Genomic DNA, 19751 nt, shown 5'->3' on the forward strand with positions numbered 1-19751 from the left:
AAGCATGGACAGTCGAATCAAGTCCAGGGAGGAAACATGCCGATCAACCGGGCCGCGACCGCATCCATGGCGCCTGTCGACGTACCGCGAGGACTCGCGGGCGTCGTCGTCACCGACACCGAGGTGGGTGACGTCAGGGGGCTGGAGGGCTTCTACCACTACCGCCAGTACTCGGCCGTCGAACTCGCGCAGAACCGTGGCTTCGAGGACGTCTGGCATCTGCTGGTCCATGGCGAACTGCCCGACGCGGCTCAGCGCGCCGCCTTCACCGCGCGGACCGCGGAGCTGCGCGGACTGCCGCGCGAGGTGCGGGCCGCGTTGCCCGCCATCGCCGCGGCGACGGGGCTGTCGGGGCCACTCGCCGGACTGCGCACCGCGCTTTCGCTGCTCGGCGCCTCGTTGGGGTTCCGGCCGGTGTACGACATTGACGCCGACCGGCGTCGAGCGGACACCCTGGCGGCGTCCGCGGCCGTACCGACGTTGCTCACCGCGCTGTACCGGCTCGGGCAGGGGTTGGAGCCGGTGGAGCCACGTGACGACCTCGCGTACGCGGCCAACTATGCGTACATGTTGACGGGTTCGGAGCCGGACGCCGCGCGCGCCCGTGCGGTCGAGCAGTACTTGATATCGACCATTGATCACGGATTCAATGCATCAACATTCACGGCACGGGTGATCACGTCGACGGGCGCGGATGTGGCGGCGTGCCTGGTGGGCGCGGTCGGTGCCCTCTCGGGGCCTCTCCATGGCGGCGCCCCCAGCCGTGCCCTCGACACACTGGACGCGATCGGCACCCCCGACCGCATCGACCCGTGGATCCGTGAACGTGTCCTCGCCGGCGATCGCATCATGGGCTTTGGTCACCCCGTCTACCGCACGGAAGACCCCCGTTCACGTATGCTCCGCGGCATCGCGCAGCAGTTCGGGGGCCCGTTGGTCGACTTCGCCGTCGAGGTCGAACGTCGGGTGGAGGCAATCCTGGCCGAGCTCAAGCCGGGCCGCGAACTCCACGCGAACGTCGAGTTCTACGCCGGCGTGGTCATGGAGCTGTGCGGCCTGCCCCGCGAGATGTTCACCCCCACCTTCGCCGCCGCCCGCGTCGTCGGCTGGAGCGCCAACATCCTGGAACAGGCGGAGGACCCGAAGATCATTCGGCCGGTGGCTCGGTATGTGGGGCCGGGGGCGCCGGTGGCGGTGCCGCAGGTGGCGTGAGACATGCGTGAGGTCCGGCACCGATCAGTGCCGGACCTCGCCAAGCTCTCATCGAGCGCCCCTGGCGGGTGGACGCCGGGCTGCTCGATCTGTCCCTGCGCGGCGGGGATGGTGCACGTGCGCGGGAGGGGAAGGTTCGGGAGGGGAAGGGGGAGGTCGCGGGCTGCGCGGACGCGTTCTCTGGAGGTGGGCCTCAACGGGGTGACCGGGTGGACCTCAACAGTGGACGAGTGTGTCCATGCGCGGCCGTGCGGCCTCTTCAAGCGTCGGGGATATCGGCTTTCGCGCGCACGAGCGTTTCCCGGCTGACGATGACGATCCGCTCGTAGTCCGCTCTCGCGGCGTCGTCGGGAAGCTCACCGTCGAGCGCCGCTGTGGCTTCCGTCCCGATGACGGCGAAGTTGCCGTCACTGAGCTCGAAGATATCGGGGCAGGTTTCGCCCGACAGACTGCCGCGTTCGCGGGGGGACGCACCGATGCGGCGCACGATCTTCAAGGTTCTGGTCCTCGCCTCTAGACGTGAAGGACCCCGGTCCTCACGCTGCTGGGCAGGCGAAGGCCGGGGGCCAGGGTAGCCCGATACGGGCGGGGTCAGGGTAAACCTTTGATTGTTTCTGTTGTGGGAAGTCCGGCGTTACTCCTCAGGTGGTTCACCCACGACCCACCATTGCTCGGTGTCTGATTCATCCAGATCATGGATGAGCGCGTCCACCATCTGACCTACTCGGGCCTCCTCCGAAGTGCGCTTGAGGCTCGCGCGATGATGGCGCGTCGCGTCCCAGTAGTCGCGAAAGATCGCGCTCTGGCAGATCACCCGAAGATGCCCATGCAGCTCTTCCCAGTTGACGACGCCGACCCGGTAGGCGAGCAGGGCATTGGTGTACATCGCGTTGGCGAAGAGGTACTGGCGCCGCTTGGTCGGATCGACCTCGTCGATGGTGCTCAGGACCTCGGCGAGATCCGGATCGCCCAGAGCCTTGTCGAGCAGGTACGCCTGCAGGCGTTGTTGCTCCGCAAGCCTCGCGTCCCGATCGTTGGTCCGTTCCACCTGTGCGACCCGCAGGCGCAGTGCTTCGAACCGACGCTGTTGAGCGGCCAGGACCACGAGGACCCCGACCGCGAACGTGAGCCCTGCCGTCGCGGCAGAACTCAACCCCCGTACCCCAAAATTCTGTGTGGCCATGTCAACCCCCGAATCAGGCGACCGTCCGCCGGTCGTCGGGTGTGGGCGACAGGGAGCGGACCGGCGAGCGGTGGGCGGCGCGCTTGCCGTCTCCCAGTTTTGCCGAGCGGCTCTGATCGGCAGGGAGGCGGAGAGGAGGCGCACGGAGGGAAGTGCGGGTCGCGTGTCCCGGCGCCATGTCCAACGTGTGCCCCGCGAGCGCCGCTAACAATCGTTCACTTCGCGGCGATTCCTCCCGCTCGTATCCTGGGTCGGCATTGATTCCTCGTAGGAGTGCCGGTGCGTGAGCCGCTCTCCTGCGGGAGCCGGTCCGTGAACCGGCGTACGCACCGGTGTGAAAGAGGTCGCCCGTTGAGCCAGCCCAGTCCGCAGCCGATCCCGATGGACCAGCTCCTGATCGAGCGGAGCGCGACCCAGCAGATCCCGGTCGTCGTCCTCGCCGGATTCCTGGGCGCCGGCAAGACCACCTTGCTGAATCATCTGCTGCACCGCAGCGGCGGCAGTCGGATCGGGGCCATCGTCAACGACTTCGGCGCCATCGAGATCGACGCCATGGCGGTGGCGGGAGCGCTGGGCGATTCCACCGTCTCCCTGGGGAACGGGTGCCTGTGCTGCGCCGTCGACGCCAGTGAGCTCGATGAGTATCTGGGGCGGCTCGCTCAGCCCTCGACCGGTATCGACGTCATCGTCATCGAGGCGAGCGGGCTTGCCGAGCCCCAGGAGCTCGTGCGGATGGTGCTCGCCAGTGAGCATCCGCGGATCGTGTACGGCGGGCTTGTGGAAGTCGTCGACGCCGTCGAGTTCGACGGTACGCGCGAGAGGCATCCGGAGATCGACCGGCATCTCGCCCTCGCCGATCTCGTCGTCGTCAACAAGGCCGACCGGGCGGAGGATGGCGAGCGGGTGCTGCGCGTCGTCCAGGAACTCGCCGATCGCGCCGCCGTGGTGCCCGCCACCTACGGCCGGATCGACCCCGAGTTCCTTTTCGACTGCAGGCCGAGCGAGGAGCGCATCGGGCAGCTGTCCTTCGATGATCTCCACCGGCACGAGGAGGACCATCATCAGGAGCACCGCGACCATCTGCACTCCGCCTACGACACCCTCTCCTTCAGCTCAGACGTGCCCCTCAGCGCCCGACGGGTGATGGACTTCCTCGACACCAGGTCCGAGGGGCTCTACCGCATCAAGGGGCACGTCGATTTCGGCGTCCAGGACAGCCTCAATCGGTACGCCGTGCATGCCGTCGGGCGGTTCCTGCGCTTCTACCCGGAGCCCTGGGGCCGTGCCGAGGCGCGTCTCACCCAGCTCGTCCTCATCGGCTCCGGCATCGACACGGCGGCTCTGACCAAGGAGCTGGAGGCGTGCAAGGACAACGCCCCACACGCCGACGAGCACAGCATGTGGGGCGTTCTTCGCTACGTGCAGGACAGCCACGCAGTGCGGGACAGCGACGTACAGGGCGAGGAGCCCGAAGGCCTGGAAGAGGCCGGCTGAGCTACACCGGGCCCGCCACCACCGAGACCGTCTTCGCCAGTGACACGCCCGAGCCGTCGCGGCGCGGGTCCATCTCCGGCAGTTCGGCGGGCATGCCGTTCTTCTGTGCGGCCCGTGCAGGTGCCTCGCCGGCCCAGGCCAGCGACAGGCAGTCCTCGCCCTTCAGGAACCGCTGGCAGCGCACACCACCCGTGGCGCGGCCCTTGCGGGGGTACTGATCGAAGGGGGTCAGCTTGGCCGTGGTCTGGACGGAATCGTCCAGAGTGCCGCGCGAGCCCGCCACCGTGAACACCACCGCGTCCACCGCCGGGTCGATCGCCGTGAAGGAGATCACCTTCGCGCCGTCGGCGAGCTTGATGCCCGCCATGCCGCCCGCCGCACGGCCCTGCGGGCGCACCTGCGAGGCCTGGTAGCGCAGCAGCTGGGCGTCGTCCGTGATGAAGACGAGGTCCTCCTCGCCGGTGCGCAGCTCGACCGCGCCGACGATCCGGTCGCCGTCCTTGAGCGTGATGACCTCCAACTCCTCCTTGTTCGAGGGGTAGTCGGGCACCACGCGCTTGACGACACCCTGCTCCGTGCCGAGGGCCAGACCCGGCGACGACTCGTCGAGCGTCGTCAGACAGACGACCGTCTCGTCCGGCTCCAGGGAGGGCAGGAACTCCGAAATCGGCGCGCCCCCGGAGAGGTTGGGCGCCGCCGCCGTCTCGGGCAGCTGCGGGAGGTCGATGACGTTCAGCCGGAGCAGGCGGCCCGAAGAGATGACCGCGCCGACCTCGCCACGGGCCGTCGCGGGCACCGCGGAGACGATCACGTCATGCTTGGTGCGCTTGGCGTCCTCGGCTTCCCCGAAGGGGTCGCCGTTGGCCGTGCGGGCGAGGAGACCCGTCGAGGACAGCAGCACCCGGCACGGGTCGTCCGCCACCTGGAGCGGGACCGTCGCGGCGGGGGTGCCCGCGGACTCCAGGAGCACCGTGCGTCGGTCGGTGCCGAACTTCTTGGCCACCGCGGCCAGTTCGCCGGAGACCAGCTTGCGCAGCTCCGCGTCCGACTCCAGGATGCCGGTCAGCTCGTCGATCTCGCCGTTGAGCCGGTCGCGCTCCGACTCCAGCTCGATGCGGTCGAACTTGGTCAGGCGGCGCAGCGGCGTGTCCAGGATGTACTGCGTCTGGATCTCGGAGAGGGAGAAGCGCTCGATCAGGCGCTCCTTCGCCTGCGCCGAGTTGTCGCTGGAGCGGATGAGGCGGATGACCTCGTCGATGTCCAGGAGGGCGACGAGCAGGCCCTCGACCAGGTGCAGCCGGTCGCGCTTCTTGCCGCGGCGGAACTCGCTGCGGCGGCGCACGACGTCGAAGCGGTGGTCGAGGTAGACCTCCAGGAGCTCCTTGAGACCCAGGGTGAGCGGCTGGCCGTCCACCAGTGCCACGTTGTTGATGCCGAAGGACTCCTCCATCGGCGTCAGCTTGTAGAGCTGCTCCAGGACCGCTTCCGGCACGAAGCCGTTCTTGATCTCGATGACCAGGCGCAGGCCGTGCGCGCGGTCCGTGAGGTCCTTCACATCGGCGATGCCCTGCAGCTTCTTGTTGCCGACCAGGTCCTTGATCTTCGCGATCACCTTTTCCGGGCCGACGGTGAAGGGCAGTTCGGTGACGACGAGGCCCTTGCGGCGCGCGGTCACGTTCTCCACCGACACCGTGGCGCGGATCTTGAAGGTGCCGCGCCCCGACTCGTACGCGTCCCGGATCCCGGAGAGGCCGACGATCCGGCCGCCGGTGGGCAGGTCGGGGCCCGGGATGTACTTCATCAGCGTCTCGAGGTCGGCGCCCGGGTACCGGATGAGGTGGCGGGCGGCGGCGATGACCTCGCCGAGGTTGTGCGGCGGCATATTGGTGGCCATGCCCACGGCGATGCCGGACGAGCCGTTGACCAGCAGGTTCGGGTAGGCCGCCGGGAGGACGTCCGGCTCCTGCTCCTGGCCGTCGTAGTTCGGCGTGAAGCCGACCGTGTTCTCGTCGATCGACTCGGTCATCAGTGACGTCGCGTCGGCCATCCGGCACTCGGTGTAACGCATGGCGGCCGGCGGGTCGTCGTTGCCGAGCGAACCGAAGTTCCCGTGCCCGTCCACCAGCGGCAGGCGCATCGAGAAGGGCTGGGCCAGGCGCACCAGCGCGTCGTAGATCGACGCGTCTCCGTGCGGGTGGAGCTTACCCATGACCTCGCCGACGACGCGGGCGCACTTCACATAGCCGCGGTCGGGGCGCAGGCCCATCTCGTTCATCTGGTACACGATGCGGCGGTGCACGGGCTTGAGGCCGTCGCGTGCGTCCGGCAGGGCTCGCGAGTAGATGACCGAGTACGCGTACTCGAGGAAGGAGCCCTGCATTTCGTCCACGACGTCGATGTCGAGGATCTTCTCCTCGTACGAGTCGTCGGGCGGCGGGGTCTTCGTGCTGCGGCGGGCCATCGCTGCTGCGGCTCCTTCACAGTCTCTGCCGGGGCATGAACGGGATCTGACACGGTCCATTGTGGACCGCCCCACTGACAACGCGGACCGCGACCCGTGCATAGCGGGCCTCGGGAGGCCTCCCGGGACGCGGTTGTCACCTACGCGAGTCTCGCTCTCGGCGTACGAGGCGCGGGAACTTCGCCAGCTGTCGACGCGCTTGCATACAGTGGCAGGACCGACAGGAAATACGCAGTTTTCCGCGATCGAAGGGACGTACATGCCCATGGGTCACACGGCCACAGCTGAGGCAGGCTCCGGCGGCCTGACAGCGACCGAGCACCGCCTGGCCAACGGCCTGCGCGTGGTGCTCTCCGAGGATCATCTGACCCCGGTCGCGGCGGTGTGCCTCTGGTACGACGTCGGCTCGCGCCACGAGGTCAAGGGCCGTACCGGCCTTGCTCACCTCTTCGAGCACTTGATGTTCCAGGGCTCCAAGCAGGTCCACGGCAACGGCCACTTCGAGCTGGTCCAGGGCGCGGGCGGCTCGCTCAACGGCACGACGAGCTTCGAGCGGACCAACTACTTCGAGACCATGCCCGCCCACCAGCTGGAGCTCGCGCTCTGGCTGGAGGCCGACCGCATGGGCTCGCTGCTCGCGGCGCTCGACGACGAGTCCATGGAGAACCAGCGGGACGTCGTCAAGAACGAGCGCCGGCAGCGGTACGACAACGTGCCCTATGGCACCGCGTTCGAGAAGCTGACCGCGCTGGCGTACCCCGAGGGCCACCCGTACCACCACACCCCGATCGGGTCGATGGCTGACCTGGACGCGGCCACCCTGGAGGACGCCCGCGCGTTCTTCCGCACCTACTACGCGCCCAACAACGCGGTGCTGTCGGTCGTCGGTGACATCGACCCGGCCCAGACGCTCGCCTGGGTCGAGAAGTACTTCGGTTCCATCCCGGGGCACGACGGCAAGCCCGCTCCGCGTGACGGCGCGCTGCCCGAGACCATCGGCGAGCAGCTGCGCGAGGTCGTCGAGGAAGAGGTCCCCGCGCGCGCGTTGATGGCCGCCTACCGGCTCCCGGAGGACGGCACGCGCGCGGCCGACGCGGCCGACCTGGCGCTCACCGTCCTCGGCGGTGGCGAGTCCTCCCGGCTCTACAACCGGCTCGTACGCCGCGACCGCACCGCCGTCGCGGCCGGGTTCGGCCTGCTGCGGCTCGCCGGAGCGCCCTCCCTGGGGTGGCTGGACGTGAAGACGTCCGGCGACGTCGAGGTCCCGGTCATCGAGGCCGCCGTGGACGAGGAGCTCGCCCGGTTCGCGAAGGAGGGCCCCACGGCCGAGGAAATGGAGCGTGCCCAGGCCCAGTTGGAGCGCGAGTGGCTGGACCGGCTCGGCACCGTCGCGGGACGTGCCGACGAACTGTGCCGGTACGCCGTCCTGTTCGGTGACCCGCAGCTCGCCCTGACCGCCGTGCAGCGCGTCCTGGAAGTCACCGCCGAGGAGGTCCAGGAGGTCGCCAAGGCCCGTCTGCGCCCCGACAACCGCGCGGTGCTCGTCTACGAGCCGATCGCCCCCGAAGACACCGACGCCGCTGACGACACCGACGAGGAGACGGCGAAGTGACCGAGCTCGCCACCATGGACTTCCACCCGCAGCCCCAGGCCGGCGAGGCCAAGCCGTGGGCCTTCCCGTCGCCCGAGCGCGGCACGCTCGACAACGGCCTGACGCTCCTGCGCTGCCACCGCCCCGGCCAGCAGGTCGTCGCCGTCGAGGTGATCCTCGCCGCGCCCCTGGAGGCCGAACCGACGGGCCTCGACGGTATCGCCACGATCATGGCGCGTGCCTTCTCCGAGGGCACGGACAAGCACTCCGCCGAGGAGTTCGCCGCCGAGCTGGAGCGCTGCGGCGCCACGCTCGATTCGCACGCCGACCACCCCGGCGTACGCCTGTCGCTCGAGGTGCCCGTCTCGCGCCTCCCCAAGGCACTCGGTCTGCTCGCCGACGCCCTGAGGGCACCGGCGTTCGCGGACAGCGAGGTCGAGCGACTGGTCCGCAACCGCCTGGACGAGATCCCGCACGAGACGGCCAACCCGGCCCGCCGCGCCGCCAAGGAGCTCTCCAAGGAGCTGTTCCCGGCGACCTCGCGTATGTCGCGCCCGCGCCAGGGCACCGAGGAAACCGTCCAGAAGATCGACTCGGCGACCGTGCGCGCCTTCTACGAGAAGCACGTACGCCCCGCGACGGCCACCGCCGTCATCGTCGGTGACCTGACCGATGTCGATCTCGACGCGCTGCTCGCCGACACGCTCGGCTCCTGGACCGGCTCGTCCGCCGAGCCGCGCCCCGTGCCGCCGGTGAGCGCCGACGACACCGGCCGCGTGGTCATCGTGGACCGCCCCGGCGCCGTCCAGACGCAGCTGCTCATCGGCCGCGTCGGCGCCGACCGCCACGACCGCGTCTGGCCCGCTCAGGTGCTCGGCACGTACTGCCTCGGCGGCACCCTCACCTCACGCCTGGACCGCGTCCTGCGCGAGGAAAAGGGCTACACCTACGGTGTGCGGGCGTTCGGCCAGGTGCTGCGCTCCGCTCCGGACGGCACGGGTGTCGCGATGCTCGCCATCAGTGGCTCGGTGGACACGCCGAACACTGGTCCGGCGCTCGACGACCTGTGGAAGGTGCTGCATACGCTCGCCGCCGAGGGCCTGACGGACGCCGAGCGCGACATCGCCGTACAGAACCTGGTGGGTGTGGCGCCCCTCAAGTTCGAGACCGCGGCGGCCGTAGCGAGCACGCTCGCCGACCAGGTCGAGCAGCACCTGCCGGACGACTACCAGGCGACGCTCTATCAGCAGCTCGCCGCCACGGGCACCGTGGAGGCCACCGCGGCCGCCGTGAACGCCTTCCCGGTGGACCGTCTGGTGACCGTCCTGGTGGGTGACGCCGCGCAGATCGAGGAGCCCGTCAAGGCGCTCGGAATCGGTGAAGTGGCCGTCGTCCGGGCCGAGTAGAACAGCGCGACTTCTTGAGGACCCAGGTGACTGAAGAGTCACCTGGGTCTCCTTTTGCCCCGGCTTCGTGCCTCTTTCGTCACTTCATCACCAAGGTGTCCGTATTGATAGGGAGGTTGCCTGTCTGCCCTGTGGCATGCGCTACAAAAGCCGTGATCCGTTTGTTGATTGAAAGATGCCCCGTTTAGCGTCGATCCGGCTGTTCGTCATGCGCCGCGCCCGCGGCACCGGACAGTCATCGCCGAGTCCCCGTACGGCGCGAGCCAGGGGAGCCGGGGACCCATACGCAGTCCCTGGGGTGAATCGGATCGCCCTCCCCGGAGGGAGTCCGTAGGAGACCTTCCTGCTCCGAACCCGTCAGCTAACCCGGTAGGCGAGAAGGAAGGAAAGGACCAGCCCCTACATGGCGTTCACCTGTGGCACAGGGAAGCACCGCCGCCCGAGCCGCGTGAAGCGCACGACCACGAACGCCGTCGGCGTCGCGGCGCTCACCACCACCGGCGTCATCGGAGCCCTGGCCGCCCCGGCGCTCGCCGCGGACACCGCCGCCGAGCAGACCGGGCTGACCCCGATCATCACCATCGGCGACACCCTCGCCGAGAAGATCGACGCGCAGGCCGTCGCGCAGCAGCACGCGGCCGACGAGGCCGCCGCGGAGAAGAAGGCCGAGGAGGCCGCTCGTAAGGAGGCCGCGGAGAGGGCCAAGGAGGCGCGCGAGGCCAAGGAGCGCGCCGCCCGCGCGGCCGAGCGCAAGCGCCTCAACACCTTCGTCCTGCCGATCACCGGCTCGTACATCTCCACCGGCTACAAGGCCGGGGGCAGCCTCTGGTCCTCCGGCAGCCACACCGGCGTCGACTTCCACGCCGCGTCCGGCACCTCGGTGCACGCCGTCGGCTCCGGCACGGTCGTCACGACCGGCTGGGGCGGCGCGTACGGCAACCAGGTCGTCATCAAGATGCACGACGGCACCTACACGATGTACGGGCACCTGTCGTCCATCGGCGTCTCCGTGGGGCAGACGGTCACCCCGGGCGGCCAGATAGGCCTCTCCGGGTCCACCGGCAACACGACGGGGCCGCACCTCCACTTCGAGGCCCGTACGACCGCGGAGTACGGCTCGGACATCGATCCGGTCGCGTACCTTCGCTCGCACGGTGTGAACGTCTGACGAGCGCTTCATCAGTTCCGATGCCCCGGCTTGCCGAGCCGGGGCATCGTCGTTTCACGCTGCCGTGTGTCCAAAAAATATCCATGGATTCCGGCCTGCCATCGGAAATTCCGGCTCCCTGCAATAGAGTCACTGAACAAGCGTCAATCGATGGCGTTTCGCGGGGATTAAAGCGGAGGTCCGGTCATGCGTATTCCGGCGCACTCGGTATGCACGGCGATCCGTGACGACATCGTCGCGGGTGTCTACGAGCGAGGCGGACGGCTGACCGAGGAACTGCTCGCGCGCCGGTACGGCGTCTCGCGCGTCCCCGTGCGCGAGGCGCTGCGCACGCTGGAGGCCGAGGGTTTCGTCGTCACCCGCCGGCACGCGGGCGCGTGCGTCGCGGAGCCCACCGAGCAGGAGGCCTCCGACCTGCTGGAGATGCGTATGCTCCTTGAGCCGCTGGGCGCCGCGCGGGCCGCGCAGCGCCGTACCGAGGCCCACCTCAAGGTGCTCCGAGGCCTGGTCAGGCTGGGTCAGGAGCGGGCCAGGAGGGGTCACAGCGAGGATCTGCGCTCGCTGGGCGGCTGGTTCCACGAGACCCTCGCGCAGGCCTCCGGAAGCCCTGCGCTCACCTCCACGCTCGCCCAGTTGCGGCACAAGATCGCGTGGATGTACGCGGTGGAGGCGCCGGCCAACCCCGCGGAGTCCTGGGCGGAGCACGGCGGCATCGTGGACGCCGTGGCGCGCGGCGACAGCGAGCGGGCCCGGGCGATCACGTCCCTGCACGCCGAGCGTGCCGCGGCCGCGCACCGCCTCCGTTTTCCGGGCGGCGGAGATCGTCCGGACCGTGTGAGGACTTCGCAACCTCCCGTAAACATGACGGGCCCGCGGCATTAACACGGGCACCGTATACAAAGAGGGATATTCGGCAGGGGTCTATTTCCACTTCCCCTCTTTTCGTGTGCCGGGAATTCCGGTGCGCGCTATTTCCGTGGGTGTGACGCGGGGTGCGCGGTGACATGCGCAGAATTCCTGGGCAGCGTACGGAAAACGGCTGAGCCGCACCGCCCGGGAATGGGCGACGCGGCTCAGCCGCATGCTGTCCGAAATGCTCAGACGGTCTCGGGGAGCTCCTCGAGACCCTCGGCGACCAGCTTCGCGAGACGGTCGAGGGCGGTGTCCGCACCCTCGGCGTCCGAGGTGAGGACGATCTCCTCGCCTCCCTGGGCGCCCAGGCCGAGGACGGCGAGCATGGAGGCCGCGTTGACGGGGCTGCCGTCGGCCTTGGCGATCGTCACGGGGATACCGGAGGCCGTCGCGGCCCGGACGAAGATGGAAGCGGGGCGGGCGTGGAGGCCCTCGGCCCAGCCGACGTTGACGCGGCGCTCAGCCATGTGATGCTGCCCTTCAGGTTTTCAGGGTTGTCTAGACCAGTGTCCCATATCGTGAAGCGTCTCCGGAGCGGTCCTTCGTCCCCTCCGGAGTGTCGTCGGATCGCGGCCTCGATCCGACTTCCGTTCCCCACAGACTGCCTCGCGCCGTTGTCGGACGCGAGCCGTACTCTGGGGCCCATGCAGACCTCGTCGGACCGGCACGAGTACCCCGCTCACTGGGAGGCGGACGTGGTGCTGCGTGACGGTGGTACCGCACGCATCAGGCCCATCACCATTGATGACGCCGACCGCCTGGTCAGCTTCTACGAGCAGGTCTCGGCCGAGTCGAAGTACTACCGCTTCTTCGCGCCGTACCCGCGACTGTCCGCCAAGGATGTCCACCGCTTCACGCACCACGACTTTGTGGACCGGGTGGGTCTCGCGGCCACGGTGGGCGGCGAGTTCATCGCCACCGTACGCTATGACCGCATTAATGCCGAGGGCCTGCCCGCCTCCGCGCCCGCCGACGAGGCCGAGGTCGCCTTCCTCGTGCAGGACGCGCACCAGGGTCGCGGGGTCGCCTCGGCCCTCCTCGAGCACATCGCGGCGGTGGCCCGCGAGCGGGACATCCGCCGCTTCGCCGCCGAGGTGCTGCCCGCCAACACCAAGATGATCAAGGTGTTCACGGATGCGGGTTACCAGCAGAAGCGGCACTTCGAGGACGGCGTCGTACGCCTGGAGTTCGACCTCGAACCCACCGACCGGTCGCTCGCCGTGCAGCGCGCGCGGGAGCAGCGCGCCGAGGCGCGGTCCGTGCAGCGGCTGCTCGCACCCGGCTCGGTCGCCGTCATCGGCGCGGGCCGCACACCCGGCGGTGTCGGCCGCAGCGTCCTCACCAACCTCCGCGACGCCGGATTCACCGGCCGTCTGTACGCGGTGAACAAGGCGCTCCACGAGAAGGAGCTCGACGGAGTCCCCGCGCACCGCTCCGTCCGCGACATCGACGAGCCCGTCGACCTCGCCGTCGTCGCGGTGCCCGCGCCGCTCGTCCCCGAGGTCGTCGCCGAGTGCGGCGAGCACGGGGTGCAGGGGCTCGTGGTCGTGTCCGCCGGGTACGCCGAGAGCGGGCCCGAAGGGCGTGAGCGCCAGCGCGAACTCGTGCGCCAGGCACGTACGTACGGCATGCGCATCATCGGCCCCAACGCCTTCGGGGTCATCAACACCTCCCCCGAGGTGCGCCTCAACGCCTCGCTCGCCCCGGAGATGCCGCGCCCCGGGCGGATAGGCCTGTTCGCCCAGTCCGGCGCGATCGGGATCGCCCTGCTGTCCCGGCTGCACCGGCGCGGCGGCGGTGTCACGGGCGTGACCGGTGTGTCGACCTTCGTCTCCTCCGGGAACCGGGCGGACGTGTCCGGCAACGACGTACTCCAGTACTGGTACGACGACCCGGACACCGACGTCGCCCTGATGTACCTCGAATCCATTGGCAACCCACGCAAGTTCACACGCCTCGCACGGCGGACGGCGGCGGCGAAGCCGCTGGTCGTGGTCCAGGGGGCGCGGCACGGCGGGGTGGCTCCCCAGGGGCATGCCGTACGGGCCACGCGGTTGCCGCACGCCACGGTGTCCGCGCTGCTGCGGCAGGCGGGCGTGATCCGGGTCGACACGATCACCGAGCTCGTCGATGCGGGGCTTCTGCTGGCACGCCAGCCGCTTCCTCGCGGGCCCCGGGTCGCGATCCTCGGGAACTCCGAGTCGCTCGGGCTGCTCACGTACGACGCGTGTCTTGCCGAAGGGCTTCGGCCGCTTCCTCCGCTGGACCTGACCACGGGGGCGTCGGCGGAGGACTTTCATGCGGCGCTGGTGCGGGCCTTGACCGACGACACGTGCGATGCCGTCGTCGTGACCGCCATACCGGCGGTGGGGGAGACGTCCGCGGCCGACGAGGCTCTTGCCCAGGCCCTCCGCTCCGCTGCCGCGGAAGCTCCGGCCAAGCCGGTACTGGTGGTGCATGTCGAACTCGGCGGGCTCGCCGAGGCGTTGTCCGCCGCGGCCAGTACCGCACCACAGGTCGGTTCGGCGGCACCCGGCGCCGCGGGCGGTGCCCACCATCCCCCGCTCTCGGCTGCGCTCGAGCGGGGGGACACCCGTCGCCCTGCGGAACGCCTGCCCACCGCGGGAGCGGGTGCTGGAGCGTCGCGCCCGCCTGCCGCGGGATCGGGCACGGCGCAGCCGCCGATCTCCGGCGCGGCCCAGTCGTCCGCCCCGGACGCCACCCGGCCGTCCGTCGCAGGCGCGACCCCGCCCGACTCCCGTCTCATCCCCGCCTACCCCGCCGCCGAGCGCGCCGTCCGTGCGCTCGCGCAGGCCGTCATGTACGCCCAGTGGCGGCGCGACGCCGCCGAGCCGGGCAAGGTGCCCGAGTACGAGGACATCGACGAGAAGGGGGCAGCCGAGCAGATCGACGGGTTGCTCGCGCGGGGCGAGGGGCTGACGCTCGGCGAGGAGGAGACCTGCGGGCTGCTCGGGCGGTACGGCATCGACGTACGCCGTGCCCTGCCCGCGCCCACGCCGGACGACGCCGTGGCGGCCGCGCGCGCCCTCGGCTACCCCGTGGCCCTCAAGACCACCGCCCCGCACCTGCGGCACCGCGCCGACCTGGGCGGCGTACGGCTCGATCTGGCGGACGAGGAACAACTGCGGCGACAGTACGCGGAGTTGACGGAGCTGTTCGGGAGGCCGGCGGAGCTGCGGCCGGTCGTGCAGGCCATGGCCCCGCGCGGGGTCGACACCGTCGTACGGGCGGTGATCGATCCGGCGGCCGGGGCGGTGCTCTCGTTCGGGCTCGCCGGGGCCGCCTCGGAGCTGCTCGGGGACACCGCGCACCGGCTGATTCCGGTCACCGACCGGGACGCGACCTCGCTGGTCCGGTCCATTCGGACGGCGCCGCTCCTGTTCGGCTGGCGGGGCTCCGCGCCGGTGGACACCGCGGCCCTCGAGGAGCTGATGCTGCGGGTGTCCCGGCTGGTCCACGACCACCCGGAGGTCGTCGCGGTCTCGCTGGAGCCCGTGGTCGTCGCCCCGCACGGTCTGAGTGTGCTGGGTGCCACCGTACGGCTGGCCCGCGCCCCTGTCCGCGACGATCTCGGCCCCCGGACTCTCCCGGTCGTCTGAGCCGCCGCCGACCCTGGGCTGGTGGGCTGTGCGCCCCACGCTCCGATCCTCACGCACTGATCGTCACGCCCTGATCCCTACGCGTATCTGTTCCGTCCACGACAGACACCCGCGAGCGGTGCCTCGCAGTCAGTGGGCCCCCGTAGGATGGACTTCATGGCCAAGACCAGTACGACGACCCAGGGGCTGCGAGCGGCGATCGAGCGCAGCGGCTACTACCCGGCCCTCGTGGCCGAGGCGGTGGAGGCCGCGATCGGCGGCGAGGCCATCCGGTCGTACCTGGTCCACCAGGAGACCACGTTCGACGCGAACGAGGTGCGGCGGCACGTCACCGTGCTCGTCCTCACCGGCAACCGCTTCATCGTGAGCCACACCGACGAGCAGAACGCGGACACGACGTCGCCGACGCCGTACGCCACCACGTCCACCGAGTCGGTCAAGCTCGGCCGGATCTCGTCGGTCGTCGTCAGCCGTGTCGTCGCCAACCCCGAGTCGTACGCGCCGGGCACGCTGCCCCGCGAGGTCGTCCTGACCATCGGCTGGGGCGCGGTCTCCCGCATCGACCTGGAGCCCGCCGCCTGCGGTGACCCCAACTGCGAGGCGGACCACGGCTACACGGGCAACTCGACGGCGGACGACCTGAGCCTGCGCGTCAGCGAGGCCGGGGACGGCCCGGAGACCGTGCGTCAGGCTCTCGCCTTCGCGCAGTCCCTCTCCGAGGCGACCGCGGACATCACGCACTGATGGCACTGTCCACCTGGGACAACCCGGAACCGCTCGCCGTCGACTCCGCGCCCGTCCCCGAATACGGCACCGGCTCGCTGGCCGACCTGCTGCCCACGCTCGCCGCGGGCATGGCCGTGCCCGGCGTGACCGCCGCGATACCCGAGCTGACCGAGGCCGACCGGAACTGCGTCTTCCTGATCGACGGTCTCGGCTGGGAGCAGCTGAAGGCGCACCCCGACGAGGCGCCCTTCATGACCTCACTCCTGGCGTCCTCCCGCGGAGGCACCGGTCGGCCGATCACCGCCGGCTACCCGGCGACCACCGCGACCTCCCTCGCCTCCGTCGGCACCGGCCTGCCGCCCGGCGCACACGGCCTGCCCGGTTACACCGCGCGCAACCCGGAGACCGGCGAGCTGATGAACCAGCTCCGCTGGAACCCGTGGACGGAACCACGCGCCTGGCAGCCCTACCCCACGGTCTTCCAGCTGGCCGAAGCGGCGGGAGTGCACGCGGCACAGGTCTCGTCCCCCACCTTCCAGAACACCCCGCTCACCAAGATCGCGCTGAGTGGCGGAACGTTCCACGGGCGGCTGTCCGGCGAGGAGCGCATGGACCTTGCGGCCGAGCAACTGGCCGCCGGGGACCGCTCGTTGGTCTACACGTACTACGCGGAGCTGGACGGCAAGGGCCACCGCTTCGGCGTCGACTCGGACCCCTGGCGCGGCCAGCTCATGTACGTCGACCGCCTGGTCCAGCGCCTGGCGGAGCAGTTGCCGCCACGCAGCGCCCTGTACGTCACCGCCGACCACGGCATGATCGACATCCCCTTCGACGAGCAGCACCGCTTCGACTTCGACGAGGACTGGGAGCTGCGCGCCGGCGTCGCCCTGCTCGGCGGCGAGGGCCGTGCCCGGCATGTCTACGCGGTGCCGGGCGCCGAGGCGGACGTCCTGACCTGCTGGCGCGAGGTGCTCGGTGAGCAGTTCTGGGTGGCCTCGCGCGACGAGGCGATCGCGGCGGGCTGGTTCGGCCCGCACATCGACGAGCGGGTGTACGCCCGGATCGGCGACGTCGTCGCGGCGGCTCGCGACGACGTCCTGATCATCGCGACGGAGCGGGAGCCGAAGGAGTCGGCGATGGTCGGCAACCACGGTTCGATGACCCCCGTCGAGCAGCTCGTACCTCTGTTGCAAGTACGCTCCTGAAGCCACACCCCTCCTGATCTTCTGTTGCCGAAAGGTACTCAACTCCCCATGCCCGAGCTGGTGTTCTTCTCCGGAACGATGGATTGCGGGAAGTCGACGCTGGCTCTCCAGATCGAGCACAACCGCTCGGCGCGGGGCCTGCAGGGCATGATCTTCACGCGCGACGACCGCGCGGGGGAGGGGAAGCTCTCCTCTCGCCTGGGCCTGGTCACGGACGCGGTGGAAGTGGCGGACGACCAGGATCTGTACGCGTACCTCGTCGAACACCTTTCCCAGGGCGGCCGGGCGGACTACGTGATCGCGGACGAGGCACAGTTCCTGGCGCCCCGGCAGATCGACCAACTGGCCCGTGTGGTGGACGACCTGGGCATCGACGTCTTCGCCTTCGGCATCACCACCGACTTCCGCTCCAAGCTCTTCCCGGGCTCCCAGCGCCTCGTGGAGCTGGCCGACCGGGTCGAGGTCCTCCAGGTCGAGGCCCTGTGCTGGTGCGGCGCCCGCGCCACCCACAACGCCCGCACGATAGGCGGCGAGATGGTCGTCGAGGGGGCTCAGGTCGTCGTCGGCGACGTCAACCAGTCCGAGGACATCGGCTACGAGGTCCTGTGCCGTCGGCACCACCGTCGCCGTACGACGGCCGCGACGGCGCGCGCGGGCGCCCTGTCGCCGGACGTGCTGCCGATCGCCTCGGCCTGATCCCAGGGGCCCCCGAAGGCCTCAGCGGACGGTGTGGATCAGCGAGAACATCGCGCCTTCCGGATCCGCCACCATCGCCACCCGCCCGTAGGGCGAGTCGTGGGCGGCCTTCAGCAGGTGTCCGCCGAGCTCGACGACACGCTCGACCGCCTCGTCCACGTCCGCGGCCTCGAAGTACGTCATCCAGTGCGGGCCCCGGTCGCGGGGCAGGCCGTGGCCGACGCCGTGGATGCCGGCCACCGGGCGGCCGTCGACGTACAGGGTCACGTAGTCGAAGTCGGCCGAGACGACCGGCTCCAGCCCGTAGCCGAAGACCCCCTGGTAGAACTTGACGACGCTCTCGGTGTCGCGGGTCACCAGCTCGTTCCAGGCGGGGGTGCCCGGCACACCGGTGATCCCCGTGCCCAGGTGTGCCGCCGCCTGCCAGATGCCGAAGACGCCTCCGGTCGGGTCCGACGCGATCGCGAGGCGCCCCGCCTCGGCGGCGTCGAGGGGACCGACACCCACGGTGCCGCCGCTGTGCCGTACGGTCGCGGCGGTCAGGTCCACGTCGTCCGAGGCGAGATATGGCGTCCAGGCCACGGGCAGATGCCGGTCGGGCGGCAGCTGGCCGATCCCCGCCACCTCGTGGCCGTCGAGCAGAGCCCGCACATACGGGCCGAGCTGCTGCGGTCCCGGCCGGAACTCCCAGCCGAACAGCCGTCCGTAGAACTCCTGGGTCGCGGCCATCCCGTGCACCATCAGGCTCACCCAGCAGGGTGTGCCGGGCGTGTGCCGAGCGTGCGTTGTGCCGTTCAGGCCGGCCGACCCCCGTGCCTCGGTCATCGTCACTCTCTTCTCGGCCCCTCGCGGTGGCCGGTCACCTTCCGCCTACGAACACGCGTACCGCGGTCGCGTACGTCCACGCCCCGTGCCGATGTTCGCACCACCGGTCGCACCGCGCGTCCCGGCCGCGCCGCCCTCAGCGGCGCACGGCCGGAGGATGCCCGGTGAGCCGTTTCCCATCCGTTTCGGCGTGATTGCCGCGTGGTGTCCATCGTCTGTACAGCATGTGCCCGATCCCATACGCCTCGTGATCGGACCTGTCCGGCCGAGCAGAGTAGCCGGAGCTGGACGACGCGGCCACCCCGTGCGCAAGGATGGGGGCCATGAACGCCATCATCTCCGCATCCGAACTCGCGAGCGATCTGGCCGGACCGACCCCTCCGGTCCTCCTCGACATCCGCTGGCAGCTGGGTGGCCCGAACCTGCGCTCCGACTACGAGAAGGCGCACATTCCAGGGGCCGTTTTTGTTGATTTGGATTCCGAACTTGCTGGTCCGGCGGGTTCGGAGGGCAGGCATCCGCTTCCCGATCTCGAGGTCTTCGGGGCGGCGATGCGGGCAGCGGGAGTGTCCGAGGACCTCGACGTCGTTGTGTACGACGGCGGGCAGGGCTGGGGCGCCGCGCGCGCGTGGTGGTTGCTGGGCTATACGGGTCATCCCTCGGTACGCGTGCTTGACGGCGGGCTCGCGGCCTGGAGCGGGCCGGTGTCCTCGGAGGTCCCCACGCCGGCCCCCGGGACCTTCGTGCCGTCGCCCGGTGCGCGGCCGCTGCTCGACGCGGACGGGGCGGCGGCGCTCGCCCGCACGGGGCTGCTGCTGGACGCCCGGGCCGGTGAGCGCTACCGGGGCGAGGTCGAGCCGATGGACCCCGCCGCCGGGCACATCCCCGGTGCGGTCTCCGCTCCGACCACGGGGAACGTCACCGACAACGGAGAGTTCCTGCCCGCCACCGAACTCGCCGACCGCTTCAAGTATCTCGGGGCGACCGGCACTTCCGAGGTCGGCGTCTACTGCGGCTCGGGTGTCTCCGGCGCCCACGAGGTGCTCGCGCTGGCCGTCGCGGGCATCCCGGCCGCTCTGTACGTGGGCTCCTGGTCGGAGTGGTCCCGGGACGGCAGCCGCCCGGTCGCGGTGGGCCCCGACCCGCAATAGCGTCGCTTCGGGCCGCGGCTCCGCGCACAGGGACCCGGCCCTCGGAAGCGGCGATGGGGCCCGCGCCGACCTGCCGCCGGCCCCGAGCGGCGGTAACGAAA

Annotated in this window: 16 protein-coding genes and 1 riboswitch; of the genes, 11 read left to right on the forward strand and 5 right to left on the reverse strand. The window is 70.3% G+C overall.

What is annotated here, in order from left to right:
- Positions 1-36 precede the first annotated feature (36 nt).
- A complete protein-coding gene (locus tag IEY95_RS24380) occupies positions 37-1212 on the forward strand; it encodes a citrate synthase/methylcitrate synthase (RefSeq protein WP_189188249.1) in 1176 nt (391 codons plus the stop codon).
- 259 nt (positions 1213-1471) lie between these two features.
- Here IEY95_RS24380 and IEY95_RS24385 read toward each other — a convergent pair whose 3' ends face one another.
- Positions 1472-1708, reverse strand: a complete 237-nt coding sequence (locus IEY95_RS24385) for a hypothetical protein (protein ID WP_189188250.1) — start codon at positions 1706-1708, stop codon at positions 1472-1474.
- Positions 1709-1846: 138 nt separating this feature from the next.
- A complete protein-coding gene (locus IEY95_RS24390; RefSeq protein ID WP_189188251.1) occupies positions 1847-2395 on the reverse strand; it encodes a DUF6082 family protein in 549 nt (182 codons plus the stop codon).
- Between the two features lie 351 nt (positions 2396-2746).
- Between IEY95_RS24390 and IEY95_RS24395 the strand changes: the two genes are divergently transcribed.
- Positions 2747-3889, forward strand: a complete 1143-nt coding sequence (locus IEY95_RS24395; RefSeq protein WP_373294531.1) for a CobW family GTP-binding protein — start codon at positions 2747-2749, stop codon at positions 3887-3889.
- Between the two features lies 1 nt (position 3890).
- Here the strand turns inward: IEY95_RS24395 and IEY95_RS24400 are convergent, their stop codons facing one another.
- The gene (locus IEY95_RS24400) at positions 3891-6350 is read right to left on the reverse strand and encodes a DNA gyrase/topoisomerase IV subunit A (RefSeq protein ID WP_189188252.1); all 2460 of its coding nucleotides are present in this window, start codon (positions 6348-6350) and stop codon (positions 3891-3893) included.
- A 265-nt stretch (positions 6351-6615) separates the two neighbouring features.
- Here IEY95_RS24400 and IEY95_RS24405 point away from each other — a divergent pair, with 265 nt between their 5' ends.
- From IEY95_RS24405 to IEY95_RS24420, 4 genes are all read left to right on the forward strand, one after another.
- A complete protein-coding gene (locus tag IEY95_RS24405) occupies positions 6616-7962 on the forward strand; it encodes a M16 family metallopeptidase (protein WP_189188472.1) in 1347 nt (448 codons plus the stop codon).
- Positions 7959-9347 carry a M16 family metallopeptidase gene (locus IEY95_RS24410; protein WP_189188253.1) on the forward strand — a complete coding sequence of 463 codons (1389 nt, stop codon included), beginning with the start codon at positions 7959-7961 and terminating at the stop codon, positions 9345-9347. Before IEY95_RS24405 ends, IEY95_RS24410 begins: the two co-directional genes overlap by 4 nt.
- A 229-nt stretch (positions 9348-9576) precedes the next feature.
- Positions 9577-9737: riboswitch (cyclic di-AMP (ydaO/yuaA leader) on the forward strand.
- Between the two features lie 13 nt (positions 9738-9750).
- Positions 9751-10515: a M23 family metallopeptidase gene (locus tag IEY95_RS24415; protein WP_189188254.1), complete on the forward strand. Its 765-nt coding sequence runs from the start codon at positions 9751-9753 to the stop codon at positions 10513-10515.
- A gap of 186 nt (positions 10516-10701) precedes the next feature.
- Positions 10702-11397, forward strand: a complete 696-nt coding sequence (locus tag IEY95_RS24420) for a GntR family transcriptional regulator (protein WP_189188255.1) — start codon at positions 10702-10704, stop codon at positions 11395-11397.
- 215 nt (positions 11398-11612) lie between these two features.
- Here IEY95_RS24420 and IEY95_RS24425 read toward each other — a convergent pair whose 3' ends face one another.
- Positions 11613-11894 (reverse strand): HPr family phosphocarrier protein, encoded by a 282-nt coding sequence (locus IEY95_RS24425; RefSeq protein WP_189188256.1) that lies wholly within the window; start codon positions 11892-11894, stop codon positions 11613-11615.
- Positions 11895-12071: 177 nt separating this feature from the next.
- Here IEY95_RS24425 and IEY95_RS24430 point away from each other — a divergent pair, with 177 nt between their 5' ends.
- The 4 genes from IEY95_RS24430 to IEY95_RS24445 all read left to right on the forward strand — a co-directional run bounded on the left by IEY95_RS24430 (position 12072) and on the right by IEY95_RS24445 (position 17674).
- On the forward strand, positions 12072-15047 hold the full coding sequence (locus tag IEY95_RS24430) for a bifunctional acetate--CoA ligase family protein/GNAT family N-acetyltransferase (protein ID WP_189188257.1): 2976 nt from the start codon (positions 12072-12074) through the stop codon (positions 15045-15047).
- A gap of 156 nt (positions 15048-15203) precedes the next feature.
- Complete coding sequence (locus IEY95_RS24435) at positions 15204-15791, forward strand: DUF5998 family protein (RefSeq protein ID WP_189188258.1); 588 nt, start codon at positions 15204-15206, stop codon at positions 15789-15791.
- Positions 15791-16978 carry an alkaline phosphatase family protein gene (locus tag IEY95_RS24440; protein ID WP_189188259.1) on the forward strand — a complete coding sequence of 396 codons (1188 nt, stop codon included), beginning with the start codon at positions 15791-15793 and terminating at the stop codon, positions 16976-16978. The genes IEY95_RS24435 and IEY95_RS24440 overlap by 1 nt, the downstream gene beginning before the upstream one ends.
- Positions 16979-17026: 48 nt before the next feature.
- A complete protein-coding gene (locus IEY95_RS24445) occupies positions 17027-17674 on the forward strand; it encodes a thymidine kinase (RefSeq protein WP_189188260.1) in 648 nt (215 codons plus the stop codon).
- Between the two features lie 21 nt (positions 17675-17695).
- Here the strand turns inward: IEY95_RS24445 and IEY95_RS24450 are convergent, their stop codons facing one another.
- On the reverse strand, positions 17696-18499 hold the full coding sequence (locus tag IEY95_RS24450; RefSeq protein ID WP_189188261.1) for a VOC family protein: 804 nt from the start codon (positions 18497-18499) through the stop codon (positions 17696-17698).
- Positions 18500-18822: 323 nt separating this feature from the next.
- On the opposite strand from IEY95_RS24450, the gene IEY95_RS24455 reads away from it, so the two are divergent.
- Positions 18823-19650 carry a sulfurtransferase gene (locus IEY95_RS24455; protein WP_189188262.1) on the forward strand — a complete coding sequence of 276 codons (828 nt, stop codon included), beginning with the start codon at positions 18823-18825 and terminating at the stop codon, positions 19648-19650.
- Positions 19651-19751 lie beyond the last annotated feature (101 nt).

Source organism: Streptomyces albiflavescens, from assembly GCF_014645835.1.
Classification (GTDB): Bacteria; Actinomycetota; Actinomycetes; order Streptomycetales; family Streptomycetaceae; genus Streptomyces; species Streptomyces albiflavescens.